Below are 26989 nucleotides of genomic sequence, written 5' to 3'. Positions count from 1 at the left end.
CTTGGCATTCCGCCTCTTTCCCTGTTGAACTCAGTATAGAATGTGAATATCTCGATACGATATCGAGCTTGTAACGAACTTGTAAACAAAGAGGTAACCTTGAAAAAAGAAAGTCCAGACCTTATTCCAAGTCTGAACTTTCTTCTGTCGAAATAACCTCTGAGGATTGTGGCCGATTCATCGGCAGGGCAATCACAAACGTAGAACCGCCGGGACCCGATTCCGCAAGCTGAACGGAGCCATGCTGTTTCTCTGCCAGATTGCGTACCAGGGATAACCCTAGGCCCGTTCCTCCGTGAACCCTGGAGCGGTCGCTGCTCACCGTATAAAATGGAGCAAAGATCCGTTCTCTGGCACCATCCGGAATTCCGACTCCGGTATCACTTACCTTAATGATCATACGATCTTGACCATAAGGATCCTGGTCCACTTCGTTCGAGAGCGTAACGCTCCCTCCGTGCCTGTTATATTTAATGGCGTTATCCAGCAGATTCAGAACCATATGCATCAGATTCTCCGGATCAGCCCATACCTTACCATCCATTAAGGATGATTGAATCGTAATGTCAGATTGCTCTGCCTTAGCCTCTAACCGGGCTGCCGCCTCTTCCAGAATCGGCATGAGATCTACGTGTTCCGCATGGGTTTCGAATTCATAAATATCCATCGACGATAACTGAAGCGCCTTTTCTACCAAGCGGTATAGACGCTGTGCTTCCTTGCTGATCTGTCCTCTGGCTTCCTCAAGCAGGGCGGGATCATCGCGATACAGTTCAAGCAGATCCGCATAAGCCAATATCGAGGTCAGCGGCGTTTTCAACTCATGGCTGATATTCCCGATAAACTGCTTCTGCTGCTGTTCCAGCTCTTGCAGTCTTTCGATGGCATCCAGCAGCTTCAGCTTCTCCTCCGTGAGCTGGCTCACCGATGAGGAAATTCGCCCGCTCATTTCATATATGCCTTGCGCAAGCTCGCCGAGCTCATCCTTTCGCTTCACCGTCGGCTCACTAAGGTAGACGCCTTCACCGATCCTCTGCGCAGCCTGGTTCAGCCTGCTAATGACATGCACCTGCCGCCAGACATACAGAAAACCGATCAGGAAGCCGGCGGCCAGCACCGCAAGGCCCGTCACGATAAACAGGTTCTGGATCCGGTCATAGAAAGCGTGCTGCTCAGCCAGGGAGGCGTGGAATTGAATCGTTCCGATCGGCTCCTCCATATGCCGAAGCGGAGCAAGATAGAGCAGTTGGTCACCCTCGATTATATAGGCGGAACGTCCTTGCGCCGTATGTGCAAGCGCGTCTTGTACATCCATCTTCGGCTGGAACGGCAGGGAAGTCCCCGTGAATGTACCATCCAGCTTATACAGCGTCACCGGCATGCCGCTCTGGGTTCCAAGATCGACGGCCAGCCGTTGACCGACATTTTCCATAAATTCATCCGGCTTCGTCTCAGGATTCGTCAGTAATTCCTGATGAATTCTAAGATTGGCTGCTTCGGCCTCCTGTGCGAAGGATTGCTCCAGGCGCACCCGCTGATCCTCCCGTATCCCGGCAAGAACCAACGTGCTTAGAACAACCACAACGGCGATCAGCAGCAAAGCGAGAAGCAGCGCGACTTTCCACTTTAAGCCGAAACGCACCTTACCTTTGCTCATGATGGAATCTCCGTGCTTTTATATCCAATCCCATAAACGGTCTGGATCACTTCGTGCTGGTTCCCCAGCTTCTTGCGCAATCTCTGGACGTGAATATCTACCGTGCGCGTGCCGCCGGCAAAATCCATATCCCATACCTGTTCAAGCAAGGCCTCGCGCGAATATACCCGTTCCGGATTCCGGGCCAGGAGAGCCATGAGGTCAAACTCCTTCGGCGTGAGCTCAAGAGGCTTGCCTTCAGCGTGAATGGTGCGATTTAACAGATTAATGGTAAGCCCGGATATCCGGATGACATGCTGTTCCGGGACTTGCTGCCCAGCGGCCTCAGCCGTGCGGCTTCTTCGGGACAAGGCCTTTACTCTGGCGATAATCTCCCGCATATCAAAGGGCTTCGTCATATAATCATCCGCACCAAGCTCCAGTCCGAGCACCTTATCCACAATATCGTCCTTCACCGTCAACAGCAGAATGGCCGGGCGCTGCCGGTCCCCGAGCTTGCGACAGACATCGTACCCGCTAAGCTTCGGCATCATGACGTCCAGCACCATCACGTCGGGATCAAAAGATTCAACACGCTCCAGTGCTTCCTGCCCATCCCCTGCCGTCTCCACCGTATGTCCTTCTCTCCGCAGCGCATAAGCAACTGCGCTTGAGATACTGATCTCATCATCTACTACAAGTACCTTGGTCATTGCAGATACGACTCCTTTATTAGCCGATTCAACATTTACTAATTCCATGATGGTAACGTATCCGGCATCATAATTCAACATGCGGTTCCCTGCCGATTTCATTACAATTGTAACTATGAACGCTTTCTCCCGGTTGCCATAATAAAGCTAAACACTCAAGCTAAGGAGGATTCGGATGACAATCGCTACCATGAACCATATCATTAAGCGCTATGGGCATCAGCTTGTCCTGGACCATGTCCATTTAGAAATCAGGCAAGGCGAAATACTCGGTCTTCTTGGTCCGAATGGTGCAGGTAAAACCACATTGATCCATGCGTTATCCGGCTTAATCGGCATCGATTCCGGTAGCATCGAGCTGTTTGGTGAACGGCTAAGCGGCCCTATGCTGGAGGTCAAACGAAAAATTGGACTGGTCACGCAGGATATCACCGTTTTTGAGGATTTAACCGCCCAAGAGAATCTCGCCTTTTTTGGCGGAATATATGGGTTAAGAGGCGCAGAATTGAGAAGGCAAATCACGGAAACGCTCCAATTCGTCGGATTAACGGATCAAGCCCATAAACGTCCTTCCAAATTCTCCGGGGGAATGAAGCGGAGACTGAATATCGCCTGCTCTATTATTCACAGGCCCAGGCTCCTGATCATGGACGAACCTACGGTTGGAATCGACCCCCAATCCAGAAATCACATCCTGGAATCGGTACGCGAACTGCAAAAAAGGGGGACTACCATTCTCTATACCACCCATTACATGGAAGAGGTGCAGTCCCTCGCATCTCGCGTCGTGATTATGGATCAAGGCCACGTCATCGCGCAGGGGACGATAGATGAGTTGGTAAAGAACATCCACCATGAAGAGAAGATTAAGCTGGAAGTCGTGGAGTTGACGGAGGATCTGATCGATAACATCAAACAGCTGGATGGAGTCAAGCACGTGGTTTTGAATGGAACGCAAATTCAGATCATATCACGGGCAGGTGCAGGAAATCTGGATCGTATCCTGTCGTTGGCCAAAAGCGCGGGCGGCGTCCTATCCATCCATGCGGAGAAACCTACGCTTGAAGACGTATTCCTTACGCTTACCGGTAAGCAGCTACGTGACACGGAGGGAACTTAACATGCTTGTGTTCAGAATGACGTACTTCTCCTTCCTTCGCCTGATACGCGAACCCATCGGGCAGTTGCTTCTTGTGGGCCTGCCGCTGGTCGTCATTACCGTGCTGGGTGTCGTTATTGGACCCTATGAAGGCATGAAGGGTGTTCCTCCGCTGGACTTGACGGTCGTTACGACCATTATGGGCGTTCAATTTTTTGGCGGCACGTATTTGATGAGTTATTTGGATATCGATTTACTTAAAACCCGCAAATGGAGAATCTATTCGCTCCCTATTAACGTAGCGGTTTATTCAAGCTCTCTTATTCTTGCCTGCACACTCTTCAGTACTTTTCAAGGATTGGTCTTGGTGCTATTCACAACCTGGGTGTTCGGGATCGAGTGGGGATCGCTTGGCTGGGTCTTGCTGGTATTTATTATTTATTCCTTATTTGCACAGTCCGTACATCTGCTGCTGACATTATCCATCCATAACGTAAAATTGGCTGAAAGGGTATCTGAAGTCCTCGGAATCGGCTTCATCTTCTTGACCGGATTAATGTTCCCTCTTCCGGACCATCGTTTCTTTGAGTTCATGTCGTCCTATGGGAATCCGGTATCCCTCGGAAAGATGGCCATCCTGGAGATGCTTGTCGATGGCGGGCAAGGGAAAGCGTACCTTAGCATCCTATTGCTGTTATCCTTAACCGTGATATGCATGATGATCAGCGCATGGCTTGGGAGGAGGAAGCTCGCTTGACGATATTTAACTTCGCGCTCATTCGGAGCGTCCGCAGCTTGCCCAATCTTATCTTGCTGTTAGGCCTTCCCGCAGCCGTCGTTGTCCTCCCGGTGGGCGGTTGGCATGGCTTACCGCTAGGGTATCACTTCTACGGAATCCTGCTGTTATTCTCTGCCTCCAAACTCGTTCATATGATCATGGAGGATCGGAAGAATAAAATTCTGACCCGAATCGGCGTTGCACCTGTGACCCACCTCAAGTATTTATCACAGAATCTGCTTGCTTTCGCTCTGCTGCTTGTAGGACAAAGTGCCGTGATCACGTGCAGCGCCTGGTTGCTGCATGCAGATGTTTTTGGCAGTCTGATTCAACTCTTCAGCATTTTGAGTATGTTCTCGGTCACCGCGATTAGCTTCTCTCTCGCTTGGTGCTCCATGTTCCGCCAGCCTGAATCTTCTACAGCCGTTATGCTGGGAATCATCTTGATCATGGCGGTGCTCGGAGGAACCTTATTTCCCATTCAGGCTATGCCTGCATCCCTGCAGAAAATCGCCATGTTATCCCCTACCTATTGGTTCCATGAGGGAATCATGCTTGCTAAGAACGGAGGCTTGTTCGCGGAGCAACTCACTCCGCTCGGGATCCTGCTGTTGTTTGCGATCGCTTTTATGCTGATTGGCAGCCGGAGGAAACTGGCTTGAAAAATATGTTACGATATGGGGAAGAGAGAACGTATGCCATGGGAGGTTTTCATGAGAAGCTATACCGATTCGTGGTCCCCAAGCATAGCGGTCGTGATTTGGAGAATGTTTGCCCTGCTGCTTCTGGCCGCTCTGTGGTTTATGGGAGATGCCGGGACCGAAGGGTTCGTCCTAATCTTCGCCTTAGCGATCCTGGCAATAGCCCGATGGCGGTTTTCCCTTCCTTCATGGACAACACTGGTCGACCAGATTCTATGCATGTCCATCATTCCATTCTGGCCGGAGGCCGGCTTCGGACTGGCTCTGCCGTTATTTGAAACCATGCTTGCCGGTAAACCGCTGTTTTCCCTGCCCATCCTGGCAGCGCTTGTCATCGGCTATGTCGATCCGGACCTCCCGCTTCTTCTCATGCTCGTTCAAGCTTCATTTGCGGGGTGGATCGTTTTTTGTTGGTCCAAGCAAATCCATCAGTATCGATTGGAGGCAGATCAGGAGCGTCGCGATCGCTACGAATTGGAAATATTGAAAGGTGAGCTGCTCATGGCTAATGTCCAAACGGCTCAGCTTGCAGAGCTGAGAGAGCGGCATCGAATCTCCCAGAAGCTGCACGATGAGGTTGGCCATGAATTAACAGCCGCGTTGTTAGCTTTCCAAGCTTTTGAAACATTATGGAGGGAGAATGACCCGCAAGCGGAAGACCTGTTTGCCCAAGCCCAGATGCGTTTGTTGAGCAGTGCCCTGGAGCTGCGGGAAACGGTCCATAATATGCAACCTGTCCAAGCGATCGGCATTCGGAGCCTGGAGGATATCTGCGGTAATTTCAAAGCGATGCCTGTCCAGCTGCAAATTTATGGAGATACATCTCGTATAGCCGCCCATCTGTGGGTCATCCTGAATGCTTGTCTCAAGGAAGCCTTGACCAATGCGGTGCGTCATTCCAAAGCCAAACACGTTGAAGTATCGTTGGACGTCAATGAACATATCGTGCGGTTAAGCGTCCAAAATGACGGCGTTTTGGACTCCTCCTCGCTGCCTGGAACCGGACTCCGCAACCTAAGGCAAAGAGCCCAGGCGGCAGGCGGGAGCATCTCCATCAATACATCCGGCGGCTTTCAATTGGTCTGCGTATTACCTATGGGAAAGGGGGGCATTCGATGAACATTCTCATTGTGGATGACGATCCATTGGTATGTCAGAGTCTCCGGCTGCTTCTATCCAGAGAACCGGATATGGAAGTAACGGCCACTGCGAATGACGGCGCTGAAGCCATTCAATGCTGTGAAGAGGTCCTGCCGGACATCGTCCTCATGGATATTCGGATGCCTGGTATGGACGGAATCCAAGCGGCGAGGCAAATCAAGCAAAAATGGCCCCAAGTGCAGATTATGATGCTGACCACATTTCAAGATGAGCATAGTATCCGCCTGGCGCTGCTAGCCGGAGCCGAGGGGTACATGCTGAAATCGACGCAGGTTTCCAGTATGGCACAACAGCTGCGTGCTTTGGCTTCCGGTACTTCCGTTGTGGATGCCAATGTGCTGAAGACCTTGATGCTGCCCGAAAAAGAGAATCGTGCCGACCTTACCCTGCGGGAAAACGATATTCTCGAGCTGGTTGCCTTAGGCTGCTCGAATCGAGAAATTGCCGAGCAATTGTTTATCAGCGAGGGAACCGTGCGCAATACCCTCTCGATCATACTGGATAAATTGGAGCTCCGAGACAGAACCCAGTTGGCTATCTATTATTGGAGACGATCGTTATAGTCCTATTCTTTTTCGTAAAGATAGATCACTCCATTTCGAAATCTCATATAACGTTCCCCACGCTTATTTTTCGAAAATGTACATGGCACCATTCCTGGGCTGTACAAATCCCTTTCCCCGGTAACCTCTATTGTGCAGTTCCTGAGTCAAGACTTTCATGAAAGCGCCGTGACTGACCACTAATACGTTGCGATCACGGTAATGTACTTCGATCCAATCGATGATATGCCCAGCTCGCTTCCGTGTCTCGCTTCGCCGCTCCGCTTGCGAGCGGTGAGACAGATACCAAGCCAAGCGCCCCATCAGCAACCATATGTGGTAATGAAGCTTTAGATTTCCCAAAGGGTGAATCGATTGAACCTCAATCTCTCTTAACCGATTCGTTGCGATGATAGGGCCTGGATATATCGTTTCTGCCGTCTGAATGGCCCTTGGCAAATCACTGGATATGCAGACATTCCATTCCGAATAATCATAGTCCAGGTCGGATTGTTCAATTTCAGCGTTGTTGTAAGCTTCCACCCAAGCATTGAACTGATCGGACGTCATCCATTTCCTATCCAATATATGTATAACTTTGAAATGTCTTACCAATCCAATTTTCATAGGGCTCCTTAAGCAAGTTTATTCTCGACCATCTTCATATTCGGTGCATAAGTCAACCACGAGTCGCTATTAAACACCTGGAACAACTTGAGTTCAGCGGCATATTGGGCTTGAGCTTCTTCCACTGATAAACTCTCTGTACCATCTGCTCCACTACCTTAACCGGATCCTCCAGTTCCTGCCCAATGCCTTCTTCCTTCAAGGACTGAAAAAGCCGAACCTTCTCAGCAGCATCCATATTCTGATCTAAAAAATTCACTTTATCACTGACTCGGCATTCCACATTCCGTAATCCCAGCTGACTTAGAAGAATAGGGAGCTTCATGCCGATATTCCCGTCTTTTCCGCTATCTTTGGCGCTCGTTTCATACAATTTCTGTAATATGCCTAGACGGACGACTTCAGAATGCTGGATTCCATCGAAGCCATAATTAGCCGTATTAGCAATCCAATGAGGCTCAAAACAAATGACTCGTCCGCCGTCCAGTAAACTATCCATCATTTTCTGAAGAATCTCCCGAGGGCTTGCCATATGTAATAAAAATGCATGGCAGATCGCAACGTCATACTGACGTTCCACAAACATATCCTCAATATCTCCTTGAATGAATTCAGTAGAATAGGGCAGCTTATCAAACACTTCTCTTGCTTCCATAATCAAATCCTTGCCTTTATCTATCCTGTATAGGTTGAACCTTCGGGTAATAACGGGAGGAGCTTTAATCCTAGATACCCATAACCACAACCGTAATCCACAATGTTAATGGGAGTATTCATTTTCCATACATTCTTAACAAGAAATTCCAGATAATCATCGTTATAGTATAGCCCTCTTGTATTCCTCAGGTATTCGATTGTGGAATCCCAGTAATATTCGGACATCATCTTTAATTCCTTTCCGCATCAAGTTCCTCGACTAAATCTGTATCCTGCCTTGCCTTCCGGATCACTTCACGAATGAAATCAGCCTTGCCGCTGGTATAGGCCACGCGGTCATGTTTAAACTGGCTTTCCAGAACTTTTTTTAAGGAATAATATTGATCCCGTGTGTCCGGATGGTTCTTTAAATACTCTCTGAACAAAATCTGGTCGTTCCACTGTTGGCCTTGATACTTGTAAACATGAAGATGATGTGTCCCCGCCCGCCATTGGCCTCTTCGAAAGAAAAGCCGCTCCGGGAACTCCGGTTTAAACACATATTCATACCCGATTCTGGCCAGATTCTCTATATATTGTTCATTTATTAGCGCTAAACTCAAAACACCAGCCATCATATCAATGGTCGGTTTCGATCCTAATCCCGAAATTGCCGTACTCCCGATATGTTCGATGTGTACGTCGAGTCCCTTCAGGGCCAACCTAATTTTATCTTGTTCCCGTTCAAACTCATTCTTCCAGTCCGGATTGTACGGGGTGACACTGACTTCTTCCATGCGAATATTCCTTTCGATACATTATCTGACCATTTCGTAGTTCTTAGATATTCCGTCTCAACTTAATTTCAAACTCCGGCTTCGTAATATATTCCATATAGACGACCTCTCGATTAAAATCCAAATAAGCCTGAAATCGTGTGCGAATGGCCGGGGCCGTAATCAATTGAAGCACTTCATCCTTAGGGATCCAACGACTGTCCGTCGTTTCCTCCGAGATCCCCAGCTCGCCGCCCGTAGGCTTACACGCAAAATCCATCATCACTTTCGTTGGAACCACGGCAACTCCGCTGTGTCCCGGATAGGTTGATGTATTGGAATAGACCCCGATCAGGTGGGAAACGATGGTATCCATGCCGCTCTCCTCTTTGATTTCTCTGATCAAAGCCTCCATCAGATTCTCTCCGGCTTCCACCTGCCCACCTGGAAAAACCCAGCCGCTGCGCCCTTTCACCAATAGAATCTCATCGCGTTCATTCTCAACTATGCCGCCGACAGCGACGATATGTGTTGGCATCAACATGATAACAGCCTCCGATAGATAAGATATACTTCAGCTTTCACAGGTCCCTTAGATTTCGTCATAATTCACAACACTTCCGGTTGCAAAATCCTTGTCGATGATACGTAACAGATGCGCCCCGATTTCCTGTGTAGATAGAAGCTGCCCTGACTCATGCGCATGGGCGAAGGCTTTGGCCATTTCAAACTCCTGCTCATTTTTCCCTCTGGCCATTCTTTGCATATCCGTATCTACCATACCTGGATTAACCGCAATGATCTCTACCGGGTTTGGCCTGTTCCTTTGCTCGCTCCCTACACTTTGCGTAAACATATTGATTCCGGCCTTGACCGAACAATAGACACTCATCGTAGGTGCTGGATATATGCCAGAGCCTGAAGAGATGTTGATGATTTTCTTCCGAATGGACAACCCCTCCGTTTTCTTGATGAAGCCGGATGTCAGAATCATGGGGGCAACCAGACTGATTTGCACATTCATATGAATATCTCTTGCATCACATTGTTCAATGGCTTTCAGTGGTTCAAGCATGGACGCATTATTGATAAGGCAGATCATATCCGCGTGAACGGGATCCATCTCGTCAAACACCCTATCCACAAGCTCCTCCAGCCCCAACGTATCACTCAGATTATATACATGATGTCTGTATTTTGGATAGCTGCTCAATCTCTCGGACGTTCCTCTCGCGATTCCATGCACTTCATGGCCCTTCTCTAGGAGCATATAAGCCAGTTGCTCGCCGATTCCCCTTGAGGTTCCCGTAATGATGAATTGACTTCCACTCATTGTTTTAACCCTCCGTTATCCTAAAAAGTTAGCTTCGTACTATATTCCAGGAATAAATCGCAATTGAAAAGAAATCGTGTTATGAAGGATATGGTACGATTGCATTACATCCTGTGATGAAGGAGTTGGAATTATGAAGAATAGAGTCCAAAAGATTTCGCCAAACTTGTGGTTTGATCACCAAGCCGAGGAAGCAGCCCAGCATTACGTCTCTATTTTTAAAAATTCACAGATCGAGCGTATCACGCGCTACGGTGCAGAAAAAAATGACAACCATACATTTGCCGAAGGTGCGATAATGACTGTGGAATTCCTGCTGGAAGGCCAACATTTTGTTGCCCTCAATGGCGGTCCGCATTTTACCTTCAATGAAGCCATTTCATTAATTGTGCATTGCGAAACCCAAGAAGAATTGGACTATTATTGGGAGAAGCTTTCTGAGGGCGGCGACGAGAAAGCCCAAGTATGCGGTTGGCTGAAGGACAAGTTCGGTGTATCGTGGCAGATTGTCCCGGCTAACTTAAGCGAAATGATAACTGACTCCGATCCGGCAAAATCCGAACGCGTCATGAAGGCTTTACTCCAGACGAAATCAAAAATCGATATGCAGACGTTACAGCAAGCCTACGAGGGGTAGGAAGGCTGCCTTCACGGCGGTCTTTTTTACTCTAAAGAATCGAGGCATGGGAGCCGTGATTACATCCAATTCCAAGTTCATGCGTGATCCGTACATCACCCTTCACTTCTTTAAAACCCAGCTTCTTATAAAAATCGGCCGCTTTGGGGTTGTCCGTTCTTAACACGAGTTTACTGTAATGACTGCTCGCCTTATGAATTACCGCTTCGACCAGCCTTCTCCCGGCACCATGATGCCGAAATTCCTTTAACACATACAATCTGCGAATCCTGCCTATGCTTCCGTCAGAATACGGATCACGATTCAACCCGCAAATCCTTGTGCAAGAAAAACACCTCAAAAATTGGACTTGTTGAAATTACATTTATTTGATGGGTGTGGTGTGTTCATTTGCACTTTTCTCCATGTCCCTTCTTCGTTTGTTATTTTTGTAGAGTCTTATCAGCTCATCCTCAAAAGCTCCCCATAATATCACGATCACACCGCTTATTATTAGAATAATGGATCCATTTCTTGTTGCTGCTCCGCCCATTTCTTCTAAGGCTGTACCTAACCTGCCAGGAGGAGTTGACCAACTGCCTAATTTAAAAGCCAGAAATGCTGCCGGGATGTGTACACTTATGTAAAGTATGACTCCACTTATTAAAAAAAGCCCGCCTGCAACAACCTTTTTCATCATCTATCCCCCTGACTCATCGACTATTACTCAAAAAAAGTATAAAGTACCCCAAGCACTCGTATTTATAATCCCTTATCGTTTCTGCCCAATATACAATAAATGAGATGAGACTCCCAAAATGCTGGGGTTCTCCGCTTCCTGGTAGATCAGTTTCATGACTTCCTGGAATTCCTCTTCCCCACGAGACCGCCAATAATCGAACTGCTCTGCCTTGAAGGAGCCTGCTATACTTGACGAGCCTATCAATTTAATCGTCTTGAAGCCATGTGATTCCATGAACGGCTTGATATCCTCCAAGTTGAAATAATACGCACCGGTAAATCGTCCTTCATCACTATGATTGAATATCCCGGTCCTAACAAATTCCTTAATGCTGCTGATCGTATCATTCGGTTTCCAATGTTCCGGAAATGATAAGGATGTCATCAGATGCCGAATTCGGGTCATGAATGCCACAAAGACGCAGCCACCCGCTTGTGTAACGCGATACAATTCCCGGACGGCCGTAGACCGATCTTGTTCTGTCTGTAAATGGTATAGCGGTCCCATCATCAGTGCGGCGTCAAACAGCTCATCTTGAAATAGGCTAAGATCGTTGGCATTGGCACGGTGAAATCCTTTGAACTGGCCGGTTAACTTGAGTTCCTCAGCTTTAGCAGCCGCAATCTCGACTAATCTTGGCGTAAGATCTGTTAAGGTCACATCGTAACCGTTCTTCGCTAATTCCATCGAATACTTCCCAGGTCCCGCTCCGTTATCCAGCACGTGACCTTTCTCAGGCAGCATACTCAAGATATGATGCAGATTGACGATAAATTCAATGGGCTCCCTATCCAAACGCCCCCATTCATCGAAGGCATTATAATAATCGATCACTTTGTTCAACTAAGTCACTCTCCATTTACAAGCATCTTATAGCGCTAAAACGACAACCATGTTACTCCCCGTCTACTCCTTACTCGTTGCTTCAATCCATCGAACGATAACTTCTCTTAATTGTTCTTTCTTCTCCTCCAGATCGTTTAAATTCAATATTTTCACGATTGCCCGATCATTAGAAGCCCATTCCAATAGCGTATCCTCAGGCAGGGCTCCCTTGATGTCATGCGTTTGAACTTTTGCCCCACAATGAAAAATGATGCGAAAGAAGCCTTTCCCTTGTAAATTCAATGTGATCCGGTCTTCCCCCTGAACGCAGAAGCTGGGTGCATTCCATTTGATCTGCTCGGTTATTTGATCATCGACGCTTAATATGAAGCTTCTTACTTCCTCAATTTCAGCCTTTAGTGGATGCTCAAGATGGTGAAGATACTCCACGACTTGTTCGTGACCTGATAATTTGGCCATCCATTGCTCCTCCTCATGTATGATGGGATTCGAATAAACTCATTTTACTCATGCAGACTACGTTCATGATTTCCTTGCGGTCAAGATCGGCTGATAGAAACCAGATTCCGAAGGCATATGCCACATGAAGTCGGTAAATCCCGCTTCCTCCAATTTTGTGCTTAATTCCGATCTCAATAAAGCTCTATAGGATGTGCTGTTAACTTGAGTCTTCCATGCCCCGTCAATCTCTTGCACAATAAATTGGTTGGTTATATAGTGATGCCCGGCTTCAGCCCAATCCCACACTTGAAAAACGATCCGTTTTCCTTCATCCATAACTCGGGGCAACGTGGCACGCTGTCGATTCTGCAGGATCTCGTCATAGTCGCGAATGGACAATACAAGTAAACCATTGCTTCGAAGTTTGGCATAGAGATTGCGGGATGCCTCTCTTAAATCTTCATCAGACAGTAAATGGGGGATCGCATTGTCAGCAGACAGAACAACATCAAATTGCCCAGGGATATCTTGCTCCAGCGAACGGAAATCCGCGACGCCAAAATGAACATGAACCCCCAACTTGTCTGCTTCCTGTTTGGCTCGTTCAATGGATTTGGGACTAAGATCCGTAGCCGTTACGGTAAAATTATGCTGCGCTATTCCCAAAGCCTGTGTTCCTATTCCACATGATGCATCCAGGAGATGAATCGGATCCTCGTGTTCCACTTCGTGTAACGAACGAATAAATCGATTGAAGAAATCACCCTGCCATTGAACCGCCTCATACCAATCCTTAAATATCAAATGATATGTGTCCGCAAGACCTTCGTAAAAATCCAAGCTGGTGTCCTTCAATACAATCCCCTCCAACAAAGCATGTTTTTATACAAGTAATATTAATAACGGTAACTATGCCATAACCTTCTTTTCTCTTGGTTTATCCATTATGGTGGATGGACGACTCCAAAAGTTTTGCGGGTTTCTACTAATTTGTACGCTTTGATGTACAGGTATTTCTCTCATCAGTTCAATTGGAGTAAAGTGCTCCGGCAATAAGGCACAGTAGTCTTTCTCCATACGAGCTTCATAATTGTATTCACTATCAACAGGACTGTAAAACCAAAACATATTTTTGGCCATATAACCTTTATAAAAAATGCTCCAGTCTGTCTCCGTCGATTCACCATTAACCCAGACGGGCTGATTGGAAGAAAGGCGTTCCCGAAATTCCTCTAAACTAAGAGGAATTCTACTATCATCGGTAAGATAGCAATTCCATGAACCATCCATGCAGACCCATTTGCTCAGCGTATTAGAATAAACAAGTGTTACCACGTGGCTATCCAAATCATATGCATCATAGGATCTGCAATGAACTCTGCGAGAATGGAACCCTGGGCTCAAGAATACTTCATTCAAGACAGTAGCAATCACATAACAATTCATCTGGATAGGTTCTGAATCTGAAAGCCCCAAGACATGTAATGCATTAACTTGCTCCGGCGGCCTTACATTCCCATGTGGAAGCCGTTCATTTACCCATTGCGTTAGATTTTTAATTTGAGATAGCTCATCTCCCGTTCCTGCTACCCGTTCCAAAAGATACTTTTCTCTCAAAAGAATCAAATCTTCGTGTGAGCTAGGCCGCTGGTACCCATATGCTATACCCTTCTCGTCTGTCCCCATCTCGTATTCTGCTAATTGTAAGAGCTTCAGATAATATTCATGAAATTCTTTCATATACCCAAACAAGAATATCGCCTCAATTCCAAATAGAAGAATTTTCCTTCCCTCTATAATAGATGATTTGTGCTCGGGAAGGAACCAAAAAGAACCTCACCAATGGGAGGTTCTTTTTGGTTCCATTTACTCACGATTGACCCAGGATCCATCCTTGGTCCTGTACTTCTCAATTTCCACACTTCTACTAATTCTGATTATTCCGGAACCACTCCTCGAAATCTTCCCTACAGAAGAACTTGGCTAACTTTCATCGAGGTTGTCCGCATAACTGATACCCGTTTCCTTTCATAGTGACCAGCAGCCCCTGTCCACCTTGCAGCGTTAATTTCTTGCGCAAATTTGCAATATGCACCCTTAGCACCGACGAGAACGGGTCAAAAAACTCATCGACACATGCTCGCAATATCCTCGCGGATACGATATCCAGGCTTCGGCTAGCTAAATACTCCAATATATCAAATTCCTTGGCGGACAATGCGATCTCCCATTCCATCTATGTAGGCCTTCCGTGTACGGGAACGGACTCGAATGCGGCCGATATCAGTCTCATTCTTCGTTCGCCCATAATAGCGGCGGATGACGGCTTGAATGCGGGCTTCAAGCTCGACAAAATCAAAAGGGCTTGATGATATAATCATCGGCCCCCGTGTTTAATCCCAGTGCTCTCTGAACGACTTCATCCCGTGCCGTAACAATAACGATTGGCGTGTCGATATGTTGTTCACGTAGAAAGGAAAGGATCTCCATCCCGTCTTTGTCAGGCAAATTCAAATCAAGCAAAATAGCATCATACCGGTTGGCAAACCCTTTATCTTCACCTTCAAGCCCTTGGTTGGCAACATCGACATGAAACCCGCTTTTTTCAAGCCCGGCTTTCATGACATAGGATAATTCACGATCATCTTCGATTATTAGCAGACGCATCTCTTTTACCACCTCCCCACCATTATACGGTTGCCAATGTTAAATCTACGTTAAGAGGACCTTAAGATAAACTTACTGCTGTCATAAAAAAGACCCTGGAGCATCAGCGCTCCAGAGTCTATGAGATGGCATGGTTTTATTCGAAAATAATAGGAATAAGTACCGTAATCAAAAGGGTCAGAACCAAAAATGAAACAGAAAAAATAGAATACCCCGATTTCTTTCGAAACCAAATTAACCCGATCAAAATGGCAATGAGGGGCAACCCGAGTAAAAAACACAAGATGTATTTCATAGTAATGACGCCTGCTAGATAGTTCATGTAGATTATAATACCGATAGGAATCCAGATCACTGCAAGCAAGAGTCCGTAGGAGGTGGGGACAAACGCCTTTTGAAGTAATTTGTTCATCATGTATTTATCTCCGTGATTGATGTATTGTAGTTCTGGTTCATTCCTTCGTCCTCGCGGCTCTTTAACGTTTAATATGCCAGCGATGGGTGTACCACTTATAAGCAATAATCGCCAAAACCCGACCTCAGATATATCCTGTTTAGGTCGAGCCATGTGGTGTTCGATTTTTTTTCTAACGTGATTAAATTGCAATTCCCTCTCCCCGATGATTTAACCACGCCTCTCTCATCGCTTCATCCATTTCAATCGAGGAACTGATCGGAAACGGCGTTTGTCCGACCAGTTTACCGTCCTCATATGTACATCGATGATCATAGCAATTCGAATCATGTAGGATGAGTTCGAGCGAACCCGGTATATTAGCTGCAATTCCAGCATTTGCATCGTCGGTTATCCAGCTCACTGGTTTCCAATCCAATATTCCTTCAGCTGTTGCGATCGGTGTAGGGTAACTGTAATCCTCAGGCACCTCTGCTAGATATAAATACATACCACCCGTAATCGAGCCGTTGACCGACCAAGTCACTACCCCTTTAAAGGTTAGACTGTAATCTTGTATATTTGTCTCTTCCTCCAGTTCACGTAACATCGATTTTCGCAGGGTTTCGTTCGCCTCCAGCTTGCCTCCCACGCCATTCCAGCAACCCATCCAAGGCGGTGATTTACGATTCAACAATAAAACCTCATCACCGCGCCGAACAAAACAAATATTGTATTTGATCATCTGATAATGATCCCTCCTCTGGATCGTTGCCCTTATCTTAAGCTTTTGATTTTCTCTTCAATCGGCTTCTGTCCATCCTCATCCCAGACAATAGAGATTTCAAAAGTTCCTTCTTCAAAGAATAGGGGGAATCTTCGTTTAAACCAGGGCTGCATAGGTAGATCCATTGCTTCATCAATCGGTACCCACACGAGCTCACCTTCCGGTGGATCCGCTAACAGCTTGCCTTCAAAAGAGTCCGCCAAATAATTAAATACCATGTAACGATAGTTTGTCTGAGGAACCACGTACTCATCTAATCCTTTGTACACCAGGTTTTTCACGATCAGTCCTGTCTCCTCAAAAACCTCACGCACAGCACCTTCTGAAATACTCTCAGGAAACTCCACTTTCCCCCCAGGACCAAGATATCCGGGAAAACCCAGCTTGTCTGGGCGATTGATTAATAACACTTTATCATCTTTTTGGATCAGGCACATGGTATACATGCCATAGGTTATTGGGGGCCTAGACATTCTATCTCTCCTTATCCACAACGTTTCAGTTTACTTTGACAAAGCTCCATTTCCTGTTCGAGTAAGTTAACCATATCTTGTACTCGGTGATTTCATCTCTAAATTCATATACCTTATCCATATCCAGGTAGTGCCCAACCGCAGTAACGGGTATGCTTATACCCGCTTTGCTTTTAACGATTTTCGAAAAATCGATAAATAAGCCTTCCTTCGTCGATTCCAGAAGCATGGCGGCTATGTCATCTGGAAGGCCTTCTATTTTCCGCCGTGTTAATCTATGTAATTTGGAAACGATGACCCTAGACAACAGGGTCTTATAATCTTCAAGATCAGATACATACAGCTTATTGAACCATCCATCATCATGCGCATAGTAAGCAAACCTAGCTTTCGGTATTTCATGTAAGGGCTCGGCAAGATGGGCGAAGGTTAATAATTCCGCAATTTGAAGTTTTGTTAATTTAACCAGATCTTCTTCCCTCTCAAAATCAACCCAGCAAAAATCCCCATAATCGTATATGCTATCTTCCACTAATCCATCAAGTTCCTGAGACGTCACATAATCTAATCTGGAATGAATACTCCACTGGGCATCTTCGAATTTATGTTTAAGGAGAATCAGATTCTCTGGTCGGTTACTTACACATGACATGAATTCATAAAATTCAATTCCGTAGGAATAAAAGCACTGGTTATGTTGTTCCTTCCCATTCACATAGATCAAATCTCTGAGACTTTGTTTAGACATGATGACCTCTCTAATGCGATCAATGTATAGCCACTCCAGGCAACTACTCCCTCGAATACAAAAGTGCTCCGCCAGACCCCAGAATAACGAAATGTCGACCAGAAGGCGAAAATCCGCATTTTATTTTTCCATCCAGCCGGTTCAAATCGATCATCGCGGCTTGTTTAAGATACTCATAGTTAGGGACAAATATCTGATCCAATACGACGGAAGCCCTTGGCCACCAAGGGTGAATAACTTCCAGCATCCAACCATCGTGCGTGATGTGAATCCCATCGCCAGACTCAAATCCAAAAATAGGAATGTCCTGTCCGCTCTTCGGAATATGAAAACTCAAGTAGTTCTCGCTAATATGATCTTCGGTTACATCAGAATCCCGCTCTCTGTGAATCAAGGTTCCTGACTTGGCTTGCGTAATACTGTATCCATTGCTGCTGATTAGAACAAGATTCTCATCGGCATCCCACCCGCACGCAATACACCCCGCAGCTGGAATGATAACCTCATGACGCCAAGGATGTGGTGGTTTCGTAGGTTCTTTGGCTTGTGCCTGGTGCAGCAAATCGATCTCAAACTTCGTTCTGATTTCTTTATTTGAATGCTTAAAAGGGTTCATATCATACTCCCACATTGATTGTATTAAGGCGAATACGCTCCCAGATTCCTTCTCTGCTCGTTAAGGAAGACTAACCTCGCTCCACAAATAAACAATTTCACGGTTTAGGATGATGGTTCATCTCTTGTATTCTTGTGTTAAGTTCATCCAGTGAACGCTGCATGCGTTCCATTCTTCTCAGAGCAGAATACTGATTGCTGATTATTCCGGCCAAGCCAACTATCATAACGATAATAATAAAACCGATCATATTTAGAATGCATCCTTTCGTTCTTAGATTCATCTCTAATAATATTTGTTATCAGGCAGCATCGAATCGCGAACCCCTTTATCATGCTTGGGCCGGACAATAGATTTTGCCCATATTTTCTTCACCCTCTTCTTATTTCCTCCTAAATAAAACGACTACGAGTATCCCATATGTGTGGGTCCAATTTTACCGCTGGCGTAAAGGTTGTCGTCAATGCGTACCGCCCACCGGTTTCCGCAGATTGATAGGCGCCGAACAGAATCTCATGCACGTGCAGCTGCTGTTGCGCAGACTGGACAGGTTGTTCACCCGTACGAAGGCAGCGTACAAAATGAGCAATAACACTCTCATCTCGTTGTTCATGAATTCGACGATACGGCACATAACAGTTATCATTTCCACGCCAATGGACTGGCTCTGCATCCGGAATGGCATCTTCCAATGTGTGAACAACCAAAGGATACCCTCCGTCGTTTAGAGCAATAGTACCTCTTCGTCCGTAGATCAGCGTATTATTCTGCTTGAAGGACATTCCCCATAACGAGCGAACAACGGCATGTTGCCCGCCTGCAAATTGAAGGATGAGAGTCGCATTATCATCCACATCGCTATTTACTTTCTTACCACCGCCAACGATGCGATTAGGAATCAGCGTGTTGACTTCAGCCATCACACTTGTAACGGGACCTAACAAACCAATGAGACGGCTAACAGGATAAGCCAGACAATCCAGTACCGCACCCCCATGCGCTACAGATTTATTATAATACCAGTTATCCCGCCATGGGCCGGGTAGGGAGAGTTGTGCTTCCGCTCCTGTGATTTTTCCAATATATCGCTCATCCATGTAATCGACAGCAGCTAGAAAGACGGGATTCAAGTCAAAAGGTAGGCTCATAAAAATAAGCCCCTTCTCCTCTGCCAACGTAACCATACGTTTACAATCTTCGAATGTGGTCGCCATCGGCTTCTCGTTCAGAACAGGCACTCCCCGCTCCAGCGCAGCCAGCACCGGCTCAGCATGCATGGAATGAGGGGTTGTAACCACTACACCATCCAGATCTTCTTGGTCCAGCATGAGTCGATAATCGTCATACCATCCGGGAATTCCATATGCCGCTGCCTTCTTCTCCGCATTCTCCAAATTTCTGGAGTATGTTGCTACAATCTGCACGCCTTCAAGCATTGCCGCCTGTTCAAAATAACGATCGCTGACATGGCCGCTGCCGATCATGCCAAGCTTCATCTTTTTCATGGACATCACCTTTAACTAAGATTTGGACGATCGGGAACAGCACGTGCTACTGCGCGTGTATCTGTCATTGTGATATGACCGGTTTATTATTGCACTCTCAGCCCTACCTTTTATAACCCCAAACACTCGTATAATGTTTCATTAAACATGGTCTGATCTTCACTATAATTCTCCGTATATTTGTTCAACATCCGAACCCCTACCGCATTGAACTCAGGGATAACTACGCAATGACAGCCGGCGGCTCCGGAAGCATAAAACCATTTTTCTTGATAGTACCATCCAAAAACCCGGTGTTGATCCTGAGTTTCAACTCTTAATTGGTTAATTAAACGAATTACTTCACTGGATAGGAGTTGTTGGTTATGAACGGTTCCCTGACATAGATGCAGATATCCCCGCATCGCCAAATCTTTTGCGCTGGCATACAAATTCCGGTCGCAGCCTTCATCGGATTCTATTCGAATGGATGCATACCCATCCGCAGCTTGAAAATCACATACCAAACGAGCTTGCGGCACAGACACCCACTCCGAATGGTTCAACTCCAGTGGTTGAAATACCCGGTCTGTTATTAATTGAGCGATCGTCTTGCCTGTGATCGCTTTTATTAGTTTTCCTGCGACTTCCTCGCGTTCGAGTCGCTGGGGGCCAAAGTACTTCGCATTGGTTTTGGTGGCTAAATCTCGGATGGTCACGCCCTTTAAATCGCTTATCGCCATATCCTTAACGATATCAGAGACAACCGTATCGATGGAGATGTTCCCTTCTGTAACCGCTATGGCTGTTGCCATGCCAACGTATGACTTTCTGATTGAATATAGATTAAACATCGAATCCCTGGTTACCGGCAATGCACCACGCTTAAAATGATGCTGACCGGAATACCATTCCGTTACGACTTGACCATCTTGAATGATGAACAAAGCGGAGGCAGAAGCACCATACTTCTCCTGAGAAGTTTGTGTATATGATATTAGTTTCTCGAAAGGATTGCCCATAAAAGTCCCCTTCTAACATCATAACCCGGCCTTTAGAACGTAGGTCGGGTCATATGTTGTCTGTTATTCTGTTATATTATTTCGTTGCATAGATCGATAACCATTGAGGAAGCGCTGCAAGCGGGTTCAGTTTCCAGTTACAAAAATCTTCCATCTCTTGATCAGACAAACGACTAGCCTCGCCTTTGGATTCATCCACCCAGAACCTACCGTCTACTGCGAACATTTCTTCCATATGTTTAACGGTAAAACCGGATGACATCATGGCGTTCAACATATCTTGAATACGCCACTTATACGTTGGTATTTCTCCAAAAGGCCCCGTGTAGTCATATGGATTCACCACATGGATCTTATCTGTAGAGCTGGTTCCAAATGGGCGCATAAATGGATGAATATCATACATGATGTAAGCCCCATTAGGTTTAAGAACTCGATGGATCTGGGTATACATCGAATTCAAATCATGAATCCATACATGGACCCCATTCGATGTGTAGACAAAATCATATTCATTGCTCTTGATGCTGCTCAGCTTCATGGTATCGTCACAGATGAACTCAATATCCCATCCATATCTCCGTGCTATAACTGAGCTGTTCTCGAGCTGCCGTTCCGAAATGTCACATGAAGTGACGTGAGCCCCCATGAGATGAAAAGCAAACACGGCATGATTATCTCCGCTTGAAGGAACACATATCCGTTTGCCCCGAAGGTCTGGGAATACCTTCATGATCATCGAGAATGTAGTAGTGTGAAACGCGGAAGCAGGTTGTTTTATGATGCTGGAAATGACCTCTTCGGTTCGATATCCTACGTACCACGAGTCTGACCATTCGTCCCAAGATCTTTTAACGATATCCGTTTGTCCCTTCATCTTGCAACCTCCCTGCCTGCCAAACGCAAGCGTATTCATAATTAAACATTTATTCGGCTATTATGCTACAACCTACGCCTGACAGGATACGGAGAATTTATATGTAATTGAACTCTACCACAGAGTATACATAAAGCTTAGACCTTTTGCTCCTTACCTCAATAATCCCTTAAACCAAGGGCGTTATCTGGAACCTTTTGACCACAACCTCTTCTTTGAAATGAATATCATGTAAATTCCTCGCCTGAAACTCCTCTAATATGCTTAAAAAGATTCGCCCGATCAAAATACTGTCACCTAGCGCATCATGTCGCTTTAGGCCCCGATCACTCACCTTATAGTACTTTGATAAATTCGATAAAACGGCTGTAAACCTCGTTCAATCTCGGGGCAGACTCTACATTTGTATTAGATATGCCGGTAAAACGCTCAACGGCTTCAGGAATGGGCTTTAGAGGCTGAACATACGAGTTGAAGGTTTGGGATTCCTGAACGATACCGTTCTCAATGATAACGGCACCCACCTGCGTAATATGTTCCGTTTCATGGTGGATGCACGTTGATTCCAAATCAAATACACAGTACCTTTGTTTCAAAATTTCGTTGACTGCCAAGCCTGAAACGGCATATTCTACATCGGATAAAAAGCGAATTCCCACCCCTTATCCCCCTCCAATTTATTGTGAAGTAATCTGATATGCCGCATAAAGCCATACAGCATCGAGTTACCTTATCCCTCTATTTCCCTATAAATGCTCAGCGCTTTCTTCATCTTCTCTGTGTACTCCATGGATTGCCTCGAATTGAATAGCGTAACATCCCGATTGCCGCTGGAGCTGAGCAGATCATTGTCACTTAAAACCTGAATGAGTCTGTTCACGGTTCCTTTACTGCCATCTATCATGCGAATGTGATCCGGCAGCAGATCCGATAAGATGCTTTTGTAAAATGGATAGTGGGTACAGCCCAAGACAATAGTGCCGTACTCATTCATATCGAAGGATTCGAATTGCTTGGTAAAGTAATCCTTCATGACCTTTTGATCGAAATTCAAAGCCTCACAGTGCTCTACCAGCTCCGGAAGAGGCAGGGAGTCCACGATATGCATGCTGTCGACTCGTCGAACCAGATCCCTGTACTTCGATTCCTTTATGGTCAGCGGTGTGGCAAGCACCAGGATTCGCTTCCCGCTGGAACGATTAATTTCGACGGCCGGCTTTACGGCCGGTTCCATCCCGATAACCGGGATCGGATAAGCCTTTCTCAGATCGGAAATCGCCATGCTTGTAGCCGTGTTGCATGCAACGACGATGGCTTTGACTTCTTCCTTCATGATCGATTCCATCGCATGATGGATGTAAGATTTCACGTCTTCCTTGGCTTTGGTACCATAAGGCACATGGAGAGTGTCCGCATAAAACAAAAAATCTTCCTGCGGCAGCTCCTTCATTGCCTCCGATAACACGGTTAAACCGCCTAAACCTGAATCAAAAAAAGCTATTCTCATGTTTTTCACCTATCGTTGTATGTTTTTCTGTCAGCATCATTACGTAAATGTCCTTATACATTATACTCCACTCCAACAATCCTCGCAGGGCCATCTGTATGAATGGAATCGTAAATGGGATCTAGTTCAAAATACAGAACGACCCAGCCTTATTGTAATCTCAGAGGCCGGGTCGCGTGCGTCGTTCTATGCAATTCCGAGAAAAATACGCAATTTCCTTCGCGAAGATTAAGTAATGCGTGTATTACTCAAAACATTTCAACAGTGCCAAAGCCTCTTCATGATCGGGTTCCAGAACGAGCGCCTCACGCGTGTATTCCAGAGCCTCTTCGTCGAGACCAAGCTCATAGCAGCAGATCGCCAAGCAATATATAACCGTTGGCACCGGCTCGTCTTCGTCCGTTTCCACGGATTCCTTCAGGAAGAACCTTGCATCCTCGTACATATCCATCTCGAACAGCACCAGCCCCGCGTCCAATGCCAGATCATAACGCTGCTCCATCACATAGTACGACGACCACATTTTATAGATGCCTGTTCGAATATCCAGCATTTCTTCGTCATTGGCATCCGGCAGCAGATTCGAGATGCGCTTCGCGCTCTGAATGAAGAACTCGGCGTCATACCCACCCAATCGCCAAAAAGACAATATTTGCTGCATGCCCATGCTTTCAATATTCCGGTCGATCCATTCCTTCATACTGAAAAATTCATCAGGCCCGAAGCGTTCGATAAATTGGCGGTAAGCGATCCGAGTATTCGCATAACTCATCGGTGCTTCCAGCATGAGGATACAGCCGACGTTAATATTTTTATAATGCTGCGTGGGGAAAATCGCATGTGCGCCCCTTTGCTCAAACACATGCTGCAGCGCATGATAATTAGCCGTTAATGAGAAGCTGCCATGGTAAATTAATTGCGGTGGTTCGGCAAACTTCCAATTATCGATATGATGATCTCCTTTATCCGCCGTGAGAAGCATGAAACCCGACGTTGATAACTGATTCAGACGCTCCATGCAGGTCAATCCTACCTCCGGAAACAGGATATGCGAATCCTCCAGCTCTTGCTGGTAGTAGGCAATGACATCACGGTACGGGTAAGTGTCCTCCTCGTATCTGGGCGCACGGCGGTGCTCGTAGGCCAGTTTCATTCGTTCCAGTGCTTCAGCCGGCTTGAGCTTGTCGTGCTGCTCGGGAAACTCGATGACAACATCGCTCTCGTAAATCTTTCCTTCCCCCACATAGATCAGTTCTTGCGGAATACCGTCAAAGAAATAGTTCGCGACAACCAGCAGCGGCTGCAACAAATCTCCAGGACGTATCGTTGTCTTCGATACCACCAGGTTCACTTCCGTGTCATGCACGGCATCGAACCTCGCGAAGTCCAGGAGCCCCTGTTCAATATAGGATTGCATGGCGGGGTGGTGACGCCATGCCGTAACATTTTTAATCGGCAAATCGGTCATAACATAGCGGAAAGGGGGCAGCGCTATACCCGCAAAATCTCTCAGCTCGCACAGCTTGTGCAGCACGTGATAACCGAGGCGCCCGGCTCCGGCTCCCAGTTCCAGAATCGTCACCGTTTCGGTTAGCTCGCCTTGATCGGCACGGTCCCGAAGGAATCCGAATATAATTTCGGCGTAAGCCGTAGCAATCATGGGATTGCTTGTAATATACTGCGGAACCTGATCATTATTCCAGGCTTTCATCCCCAGTTCTTCGTAATAATTCCGCTGTAGTTCCCAGATGGGTGCCTCACTGTAACGGAAGCGTTGTTGAATATTGTCCGTCATACTATATAACCCTGCTCTCTATGTATCATTAAAGTACAATCTGATGATGTGCATGCTTATGCACCGATCGACCAAGAACGTCTATTGAATCGTACCATATTTCTTAATTCTACCCAAACCTTCTCAAGATAAAATCCCGTGTATGCGCCTGGGCAAGATGGCGAATTCGCCATTCTTAGGCGTATAGGCACCTTTCCTTCCACACCCTAATATAGTGTAGGAGAACAGAAGGGCGGGATGTGCATGGGTACGAGCATGGAACGAGAACAATGGGCCATTTTCTTGGCAGCGATCTGCGGACAGACCTATACACAATTCAGCAACACGGACGGCTCATTTGTCCTTCCGCTAAATTATTCGCTCTATGACACCATTGAGGCCAACTCCTTAATCAGCGTGTCCGAGCGCTTTGGGTTTATTCTGGAATCACCGGATGAAATCATTATCGCCTTTCGGGGCACCAGTTCAACAACAAACTGGATCTCTGATGCCATCGCCTCCCAAAAAAACTTCAAATATATTAAGGACTCTTCTCTCACACACCGCGGTTTCACGAACATCTACGCCTCTGCTCGGGGCCAGGTCATGTCGGCACTTAACCGACTTCCTGCACACAAAACACTGTTCATTACCGGCCACAGCCTTGGAGGAGCGCTCGCAACCTTATGTGCAGTCGATGCGGCCGCCAACACGGACCACCCATCCCCTTATGTATTTACCTACGGGTCCCCTCGTGTAGGAGATCTCGATTTTACCAAGGCCTTCGCCAAGTATGTTCGAAACAGCTGCCGCATCGCCAACCTGTTCGACGTCGTAACGCATGCCCCGCCTCACATCTACAAGATGCCTAAACGGGAGAAGAAGTACTATTACAGCCATGTCCATACCCAATGGCCGTTGACCTTCCAGAATGGATCGGTGAGCGGCAATCATGTAATCGGAAGTTATTATGCGGAGCTTGCCAAGCTTCAGCCGGAATTTGCCGAACGCTTAAGTACAACGAATCCCGAATTCTGTCCAGTTGGTGAATCCCCCTTAGAGAAGGTATAAGCTTATTTTTCGGATCATAAAAGAAAGCGGATTTCCCTGAGAAGGGAATCCGCTCTTTTATTTCTGATCTAACCAAAAACAGATTACACATGAGTACCCGTTAACATCGGGAACAAAATCTCCATTTCAGCTTCATTCGGTCTTCTGCCATAATCCGCGATTTCGAAAGGCTCTGCATATTGTACGCTGGCTGCAAGGTCTTGGCCATATTGCTTCGCAAGCGAAGGCAGCATTTCGTCCGAGACGCTCAGGAACCGATCCCAATGCTTTAGAATAAATTCCCGCTTCTCTTCCCAGGTATCCGGTACGGCATCCAAGAAACCGCCCTGCCAAGGCGCAAACTCATAGAATTGGGAAGCATGGGCATCGCAGGCCAGCAATTTCTTCTCGATCACCCCTCCAGCATCGATAACAATATCCGGTTGGTACGTCGCCCGTGCCGCATAATCCGGCATCAGCAGGAATATCGGGGATTTCTTCAATGACGGCACTTCAGGGACGGCATTCGGTACGTTCGCAACAAAATCTGCCGCATCCCGCACGACCTTCCCGACATTGCGGTTATCCACATGACCGGGACCGTCCGGATGGAACGTAATGACGATATCCGCCTCCCAGCCGCGAATTTGACGGATCACTTCCTTGCGTACTTCGGGCGTTGGCATCAATTCGCCATCGGGAATGGGCAGAACGACGTATTCCAGCACCCCAAGACGCTTTGCAGCCTCATGAGCTTCCTGAATCCGACGTTCGACCAGCTGCTGCCCGCTCATTTCATGATGACCGCAGCATCCATCGGTTAGCGTTACGAACTTCACCCGATGACCCATCTCTGCGTAAGCTGCCGAGATCGCGCCAGCATAGATTTCGGGTTCATCCGGGTGCGCTGCAATGACAATCACATTGAGAATTTTAGACATCT

33 protein-coding genes and 1 pseudogene are annotated in these 26989 nt (G+C 46.7%); 7 read left to right on the top strand and 27 right to left on the bottom strand.

Features of this window, described 5'->3' with window-relative positions; all coding sequences use genetic code 11:
* Window positions 1-121 precede the first annotated feature (121 nt).
* The gene (locus tag ACPV3A_RS22480) at window positions 122-1657 is read right to left on the bottom strand and encodes a sensor histidine kinase (RefSeq protein WP_426201269.1); all 1536 of its coding nucleotides are present in this window, start codon (window positions 1655-1657) and stop codon (window positions 122-124) included.
* Entirely contained in the window at window positions 1654-2349 is a 696-nt protein-coding gene (locus tag ACPV3A_RS22475; protein ID WP_426201316.1) for a response regulator transcription factor, read from the bottom strand. The genes ACPV3A_RS22480 and ACPV3A_RS22475 overlap by 4 nt, the downstream gene beginning before the upstream one ends.
* 175 nt (window positions 2350-2524) lie before the next feature.
* Here ACPV3A_RS22475 and ACPV3A_RS22470 point away from each other — a divergent pair, with 175 nt between their 5' ends.
* The 5 genes from ACPV3A_RS22470 to ACPV3A_RS22450 are packed head-to-tail and all read left to right on the top strand — an operon-like array spanning window position 2525 to window position 6651.
* On the top strand, window positions 2525-3469 hold the full coding sequence (locus tag ACPV3A_RS22470) for an ABC transporter ATP-binding protein (RefSeq protein ID WP_194543755.1): 945 nt from the start codon (window positions 2525-2527) through the stop codon (window positions 3467-3469).
* Between the two features lies 1 nt (window position 3470).
* Window positions 3471-4205 carry an ABC transporter permease gene (locus ACPV3A_RS22465; protein ID WP_426201266.1) on the top strand — a complete coding sequence of 245 codons (735 nt, stop codon included), beginning with the start codon at window positions 3471-3473 and terminating at the stop codon, window positions 4203-4205.
* Window positions 4202-4888 carry an ABC transporter permease gene (locus ACPV3A_RS22460; protein WP_426201264.1) on the top strand — a complete coding sequence of 229 codons (687 nt, stop codon included), beginning with the start codon at window positions 4202-4204 and terminating at the stop codon, window positions 4886-4888. The genes ACPV3A_RS22465 and ACPV3A_RS22460 overlap by 4 nt, the downstream gene beginning before the upstream one ends.
* A 51-nt stretch (window positions 4889-4939) precedes the next feature.
* Window positions 4940-6046: a sensor histidine kinase gene (locus tag ACPV3A_RS22455; protein WP_426201262.1), complete on the top strand. Its 1107-nt coding sequence runs from the start codon at window positions 4940-4942 to the stop codon at window positions 6044-6046.
* Window positions 6043-6651, top strand: a complete 609-nt coding sequence (locus ACPV3A_RS22450; RefSeq protein WP_426201260.1) for a response regulator — start codon at window positions 6043-6045, stop codon at window positions 6649-6651. Before ACPV3A_RS22455 ends, ACPV3A_RS22450 begins: the two co-directional genes overlap by 4 nt.
* A 63-nt stretch (window positions 6652-6714) precedes the next feature.
* On the opposite strand, the gene ACPV3A_RS22445 is transcribed toward ACPV3A_RS22450, so the two are convergent.
* From ACPV3A_RS22445 to ACPV3A_RS22425, 5 genes and pseudogenes are all read right to left on the bottom strand, one after another.
* Window positions 6715-7200: a histidine phosphatase family protein gene (locus tag ACPV3A_RS22445; RefSeq protein ID WP_426201258.1), complete on the bottom strand. Its 486-nt coding sequence runs from the start codon at window positions 7198-7200 to the stop codon at window positions 6715-6717.
* Window positions 7201-7265: 65 nt separating this feature from the next.
* Window positions 7266-8139: pseudogene (locus tag ACPV3A_RS22440) on the bottom strand (class I SAM-dependent methyltransferase).
* Window positions 8140-8144: 5 nt separating this feature from the next.
* Window positions 8145-8690: a GrpB family protein gene (locus tag ACPV3A_RS22435; protein ID WP_426201256.1), complete on the bottom strand. Its 546-nt coding sequence runs from the start codon at window positions 8688-8690 to the stop codon at window positions 8145-8147.
* 43 nt (window positions 8691-8733) lie between these two features.
* The gene (locus tag ACPV3A_RS22430; protein WP_260066025.1) at window positions 8734-9213 is read right to left on the bottom strand and encodes an NUDIX hydrolase; all 480 of its coding nucleotides are present in this window, start codon (window positions 9211-9213) and stop codon (window positions 8734-8736) included.
* Between the two features lie 48 nt (window positions 9214-9261).
* The gene (locus ACPV3A_RS22425; protein WP_426201253.1) at window positions 9262-10002 is read right to left on the bottom strand and encodes an SDR family NAD(P)-dependent oxidoreductase; all 741 of its coding nucleotides are present in this window, start codon (window positions 10000-10002) and stop codon (window positions 9262-9264) included.
* A gap of 133 nt (window positions 10003-10135) precedes the next feature.
* Here ACPV3A_RS22425 and ACPV3A_RS22420 point away from each other — a divergent pair, with 133 nt between their 5' ends.
* Window positions 10136-10639, top strand: coding sequence for a VOC family protein (locus ACPV3A_RS22420; RefSeq protein ID WP_426201251.1), 504 nt, complete (start codon window positions 10136-10138; stop codon window positions 10637-10639).
* A gap of 31 nt (window positions 10640-10670) precedes the next feature.
* Here ACPV3A_RS22420 and ACPV3A_RS22415 read toward each other — a convergent pair whose 3' ends face one another.
* The 19 genes from ACPV3A_RS22415 to ACPV3A_RS22325 form a co-directional block, all read right to left on the bottom strand.
* Window positions 10671-10979: a GNAT family N-acetyltransferase gene (locus ACPV3A_RS22415; protein ID WP_426201249.1), complete on the bottom strand. Its 309-nt coding sequence runs from the start codon at window positions 10977-10979 to the stop codon at window positions 10671-10673.
* A 24-nt stretch (window positions 10980-11003) separates the two neighbouring features.
* On the bottom strand, window positions 11004-11315 hold the full coding sequence (locus ACPV3A_RS22410; protein WP_426201247.1) for a hypothetical protein: 312 nt from the start codon (window positions 11313-11315) through the stop codon (window positions 11004-11006).
* A 75-nt stretch (window positions 11316-11390) separates the two neighbouring features.
* The gene (locus ACPV3A_RS22405; RefSeq protein ID WP_220684433.1) at window positions 11391-12203 is read right to left on the bottom strand and encodes a class I SAM-dependent methyltransferase; all 813 of its coding nucleotides are present in this window, start codon (window positions 12201-12203) and stop codon (window positions 11391-11393) included.
* 63 nt (window positions 12204-12266) lie between these two features.
* Window positions 12267-12665: a DUF1801 domain-containing protein gene (locus ACPV3A_RS22400; protein WP_426201245.1), complete on the bottom strand. Its 399-nt coding sequence runs from the start codon at window positions 12663-12665 to the stop codon at window positions 12267-12269.
* Window positions 12666-12728: 63 nt separating this feature from the next.
* Complete coding sequence (locus tag ACPV3A_RS22395) at window positions 12729-13502, bottom strand: class I SAM-dependent methyltransferase (protein ID WP_426201243.1); 774 nt, start codon at window positions 13500-13502, stop codon at window positions 12729-12731.
* Between the two features lie 54 nt (window positions 13503-13556).
* Window positions 13557-14399 carry a hypothetical protein gene (locus ACPV3A_RS22390; RefSeq protein WP_426201241.1) on the bottom strand — a complete coding sequence of 281 codons (843 nt, stop codon included), beginning with the start codon at window positions 14397-14399 and terminating at the stop codon, window positions 13557-13559.
* 238 nt (window positions 14400-14637) lie between these two features.
* Window positions 14638-14883: a winged helix-turn-helix domain-containing protein gene (locus ACPV3A_RS22385; RefSeq protein WP_426201239.1), complete on the bottom strand. Its 246-nt coding sequence runs from the start codon at window positions 14881-14883 to the stop codon at window positions 14638-14640.
* 119 nt (window positions 14884-15002) lie between these two features.
* Window positions 15003-15314 carry a response regulator transcription factor gene (locus tag ACPV3A_RS22380; RefSeq protein ID WP_426201237.1) on the bottom strand — a complete coding sequence of 104 codons (312 nt, stop codon included), beginning with the start codon at window positions 15312-15314 and terminating at the stop codon, window positions 15003-15005.
* A 136-nt stretch (window positions 15315-15450) separates the two neighbouring features.
* Complete coding sequence (locus ACPV3A_RS22375) at window positions 15451-15729, bottom strand: hypothetical protein (RefSeq protein ID WP_426201235.1); 279 nt, start codon at window positions 15727-15729, stop codon at window positions 15451-15453.
* Window positions 15730-15910: 181 nt separating this feature from the next.
* The gene (locus ACPV3A_RS22370) at window positions 15911-16453 is read right to left on the bottom strand and encodes an NUDIX hydrolase (RefSeq protein WP_426201233.1); all 543 of its coding nucleotides are present in this window, start codon (window positions 16451-16453) and stop codon (window positions 15911-15913) included.
* A 32-nt stretch (window positions 16454-16485) separates the two neighbouring features.
* Window positions 16486-16968, bottom strand: a complete 483-nt coding sequence (locus ACPV3A_RS22365) for an 8-oxo-dGTP diphosphatase (RefSeq protein ID WP_426201231.1) — start codon at window positions 16966-16968, stop codon at window positions 16486-16488.
* A gap of 25 nt (window positions 16969-16993) precedes the next feature.
* Window positions 16994-17716 (bottom strand): hypothetical protein, encoded by a 723-nt coding sequence (locus ACPV3A_RS22360; protein ID WP_426201229.1) that lies wholly within the window; start codon window positions 17714-17716, stop codon window positions 16994-16996.
* Window positions 17717-17759: 43 nt separating this feature from the next.
* Window positions 17760-18332 carry a hypothetical protein gene (locus ACPV3A_RS22355; protein WP_426201227.1) on the bottom strand — a complete coding sequence of 191 codons (573 nt, stop codon included), beginning with the start codon at window positions 18330-18332 and terminating at the stop codon, window positions 17760-17762.
* A gap of 392 nt (window positions 18333-18724) precedes the next feature.
* The gene (locus ACPV3A_RS22350; RefSeq protein ID WP_426201225.1) at window positions 18725-19837 is read right to left on the bottom strand and encodes a Gfo/Idh/MocA family protein; all 1113 of its coding nucleotides are present in this window, start codon (window positions 19835-19837) and stop codon (window positions 18725-18727) included.
* Window positions 19838-19947: 110 nt separating this feature from the next.
* Window positions 19948-20838: a serine hydrolase domain-containing protein gene (locus ACPV3A_RS22345; protein WP_426201223.1), complete on the bottom strand. Its 891-nt coding sequence runs from the start codon at window positions 20836-20838 to the stop codon at window positions 19948-19950.
* Window positions 20839-20914: 76 nt separating this feature from the next.
* Window positions 20915-21715, bottom strand: coding sequence for a class I SAM-dependent methyltransferase (locus tag ACPV3A_RS22340; RefSeq protein ID WP_426201221.1), 801 nt, complete (start codon window positions 21713-21715; stop codon window positions 20915-20917).
* A 335-nt stretch (window positions 21716-22050) separates the two neighbouring features.
* Entirely contained in the window at window positions 22051-22374 is a 324-nt protein-coding gene (locus tag ACPV3A_RS22335; RefSeq protein WP_426201219.1) for a 3'-5' exonuclease, read from the bottom strand.
* A 71-nt stretch (window positions 22375-22445) separates the two neighbouring features.
* On the bottom strand, window positions 22446-23222 hold the full coding sequence (gene murI, locus ACPV3A_RS22330; RefSeq protein ID WP_426201217.1) for a glutamate racemase: 777 nt from the start codon (window positions 23220-23222) through the stop codon (window positions 22446-22448).
* Between the two features lie 244 nt (window positions 23223-23466).
* Window positions 23467-25017 (bottom strand): tetratricopeptide repeat protein, encoded by a 1551-nt coding sequence (locus ACPV3A_RS22325; protein ID WP_426201215.1) that lies wholly within the window; start codon window positions 25015-25017, stop codon window positions 23467-23469.
* A 243-nt stretch (window positions 25018-25260) separates the two neighbouring features.
* Here ACPV3A_RS22325 and ACPV3A_RS22320 point away from each other — a divergent pair, with 243 nt between their 5' ends.
* A complete protein-coding gene (locus tag ACPV3A_RS22320) occupies window positions 25261-26067 on the top strand; it encodes a lipase family protein (protein ID WP_194543780.1) in 807 nt (268 codons plus the stop codon).
* Between the two features lie 83 nt (window positions 26068-26150).
* On the opposite strand, the gene ACPV3A_RS22315 is transcribed toward ACPV3A_RS22320, so the two are convergent.
* Window positions 26151-26987, bottom strand: coding sequence for a PIG-L deacetylase family protein (locus ACPV3A_RS22315; protein WP_426201213.1), 837 nt, complete (start codon window positions 26985-26987; stop codon window positions 26151-26153).
* Window positions 26988-26989: the final 2 nt, after the last annotated feature.

It is taken from the genome of Paenibacillus sp. Dod16 (assembly GCF_049893405.1).
Classification (GTDB): domain Bacteria; phylum Bacillota; class Bacilli; order Paenibacillales; family Paenibacillaceae; genus Paenibacillus_AQ.
The sequence above is the reverse complement of the archived record's forward strand: the minus strand, read 5'-3'. Positions and strand labels throughout refer to the sequence as shown.

Bases quoted from the DNA above. Each gene is read 5' to 3' on its own strand.
- ACPV3A_RS22475 (WP_426201316.1), bottom strand. From the start codon at position 2,349: ATGACCAAGGTACTTGTAGTAGATGATGAGATCAGTATCTCAAGCGCA.
- ACPV3A_RS22445 (WP_426201258.1), bottom strand. From the start codon at position 7,200: ATGACGTCCGATCAGTTCAATGCTTGGGTGGAAGCTTACAACAACGCT.
- murI (WP_426201217.1), bottom strand. From the start codon at position 23,222: ATGAGAATAGCTTTTTTTGATTCAGGTTTAGGCGGTTTAACCGTGTTA.
- ACPV3A_RS22425 (WP_426201253.1), bottom strand. From the start codon at position 10,002: ATGAGTGGAAGTCAATTCATCATTACGGGAACCTCAAGGGGAATCGGC.
- ACPV3A_RS22410 (WP_426201247.1), bottom strand. From the start codon at position 11,315: ATGAAAAAGGTTGTTGCAGGCGGGCTTTTTTTAATAAGTGGAGTCATA.
- ACPV3A_RS22325 (WP_426201215.1), bottom strand. From the start codon at position 25,017: ATGACGGACAATATTCAACAACGCTTCCGTTACAGTGAGGCACCCATC.
- ACPV3A_RS22320 (WP_194543780.1), top strand. From the start codon at position 25,261: ATGGGTACGAGCATGGAACGAGAACAATGGGCCATTTTCTTGGCAGCG.
- ACPV3A_RS22385 (WP_426201239.1), bottom strand. From the start codon at position 14,883: ATGGAATGGGAGATCGCATTGTCCGCCAAGGAATTTGATATATTGGAG.
- ACPV3A_RS22455 (WP_426201262.1), top strand. From the start codon at position 4,940: ATGAGAAGCTATACCGATTCGTGGTCCCCAAGCATAGCGGTCGTGATT.
- ACPV3A_RS22480 (WP_426201269.1), bottom strand. From the start codon at position 1,657: ATGAGCAAAGGTAAGGTGCGTTTCGGCTTAAAGTGGAAAGTCGCGCTG.
- ACPV3A_RS22470 (WP_194543755.1), top strand. From the start codon at position 2,525: ATGACAATCGCTACCATGAACCATATCATTAAGCGCTATGGGCATCAG.
- ACPV3A_RS22350 (WP_426201225.1), bottom strand. From the start codon at position 19,837: ATGAAAAAGATGAAGCTTGGCATGATCGGCAGCGGCCATGTCAGCGAT.
- ACPV3A_RS22355 (WP_426201227.1), bottom strand. From the start codon at position 18,332: ATGAACCCTTTTAAGCATTCAAATAAAGAAATCAGAACGAAGTTTGAG.
- ACPV3A_RS22400 (WP_426201245.1), bottom strand. From the start codon at position 12,665: ATGGCCAAATTATCAGGTCACGAACAAGTCGTGGAGTATCTTCACCAT.
- ACPV3A_RS22315 (WP_426201213.1), bottom strand. From the start codon at position 26,987: ATGTCTAAAATTCTCAATGTGATTGTCATTGCAGCGCACCCGGATGAA.
- ACPV3A_RS22420 (WP_426201251.1), top strand. From the start codon at position 10,136: ATGAAGAATAGAGTCCAAAAGATTTCGCCAAACTTGTGGTTTGATCAC.
- ACPV3A_RS22365 (WP_426201231.1), bottom strand. From the start codon at position 16,968: ATGTCTAGGCCCCCAATAACCTATGGCATGTATACCATGTGCCTGATC.
- ACPV3A_RS22435 (WP_426201256.1), bottom strand. From the start codon at position 8,690: ATGGAAGAAGTCAGTGTCACCCCGTACAATCCGGACTGGAAGAATGAG.
- ACPV3A_RS22345 (WP_426201223.1), bottom strand. From the start codon at position 20,838: ATGGGCAATCCTTTCGAGAAACTAATATCATATACACAAACTTCTCAG.
- ACPV3A_RS22380 (WP_426201237.1), bottom strand. From the start codon at position 15,314: ATGCGTCTGCTAATAATCGAAGATGATCGTGAATTATCCTATGTCATG.
- ACPV3A_RS22340 (WP_426201221.1), bottom strand. From the start codon at position 21,715: ATGAAGGGACAAACGGATATCGTTAAAAGATCTTGGGACGAATGGTCA.
- ACPV3A_RS22360 (WP_426201229.1), bottom strand. From the start codon at position 17,716: ATGTCTAAACAAAGTCTCAGAGATTTGATCTATGTGAATGGGAAGGAA.
- ACPV3A_RS22465 (WP_426201266.1), top strand. From the start codon at position 3,471: ATGCTTGTGTTCAGAATGACGTACTTCTCCTTCCTTCGCCTGATACGC.
- ACPV3A_RS22450 (WP_426201260.1), top strand. From the start codon at position 6,043: ATGAACATTCTCATTGTGGATGACGATCCATTGGTATGTCAGAGTCTC.
- ACPV3A_RS22370 (WP_426201233.1), bottom strand. From the start codon at position 16,453: ATGATCAAATACAATATTTGTTTTGTTCGGCGCGGTGATGAGGTTTTA.
- ACPV3A_RS22430 (WP_260066025.1), bottom strand. From the start codon at position 9,213: ATGTTGATGCCAACACATATCGTCGCTGTCGGCGGCATAGTTGAGAAT.
- ACPV3A_RS22375 (WP_426201235.1), bottom strand. From the start codon at position 15,729: ATGATGAACAAATTACTTCAAAAGGCGTTTGTCCCCACCTCCTACGGA.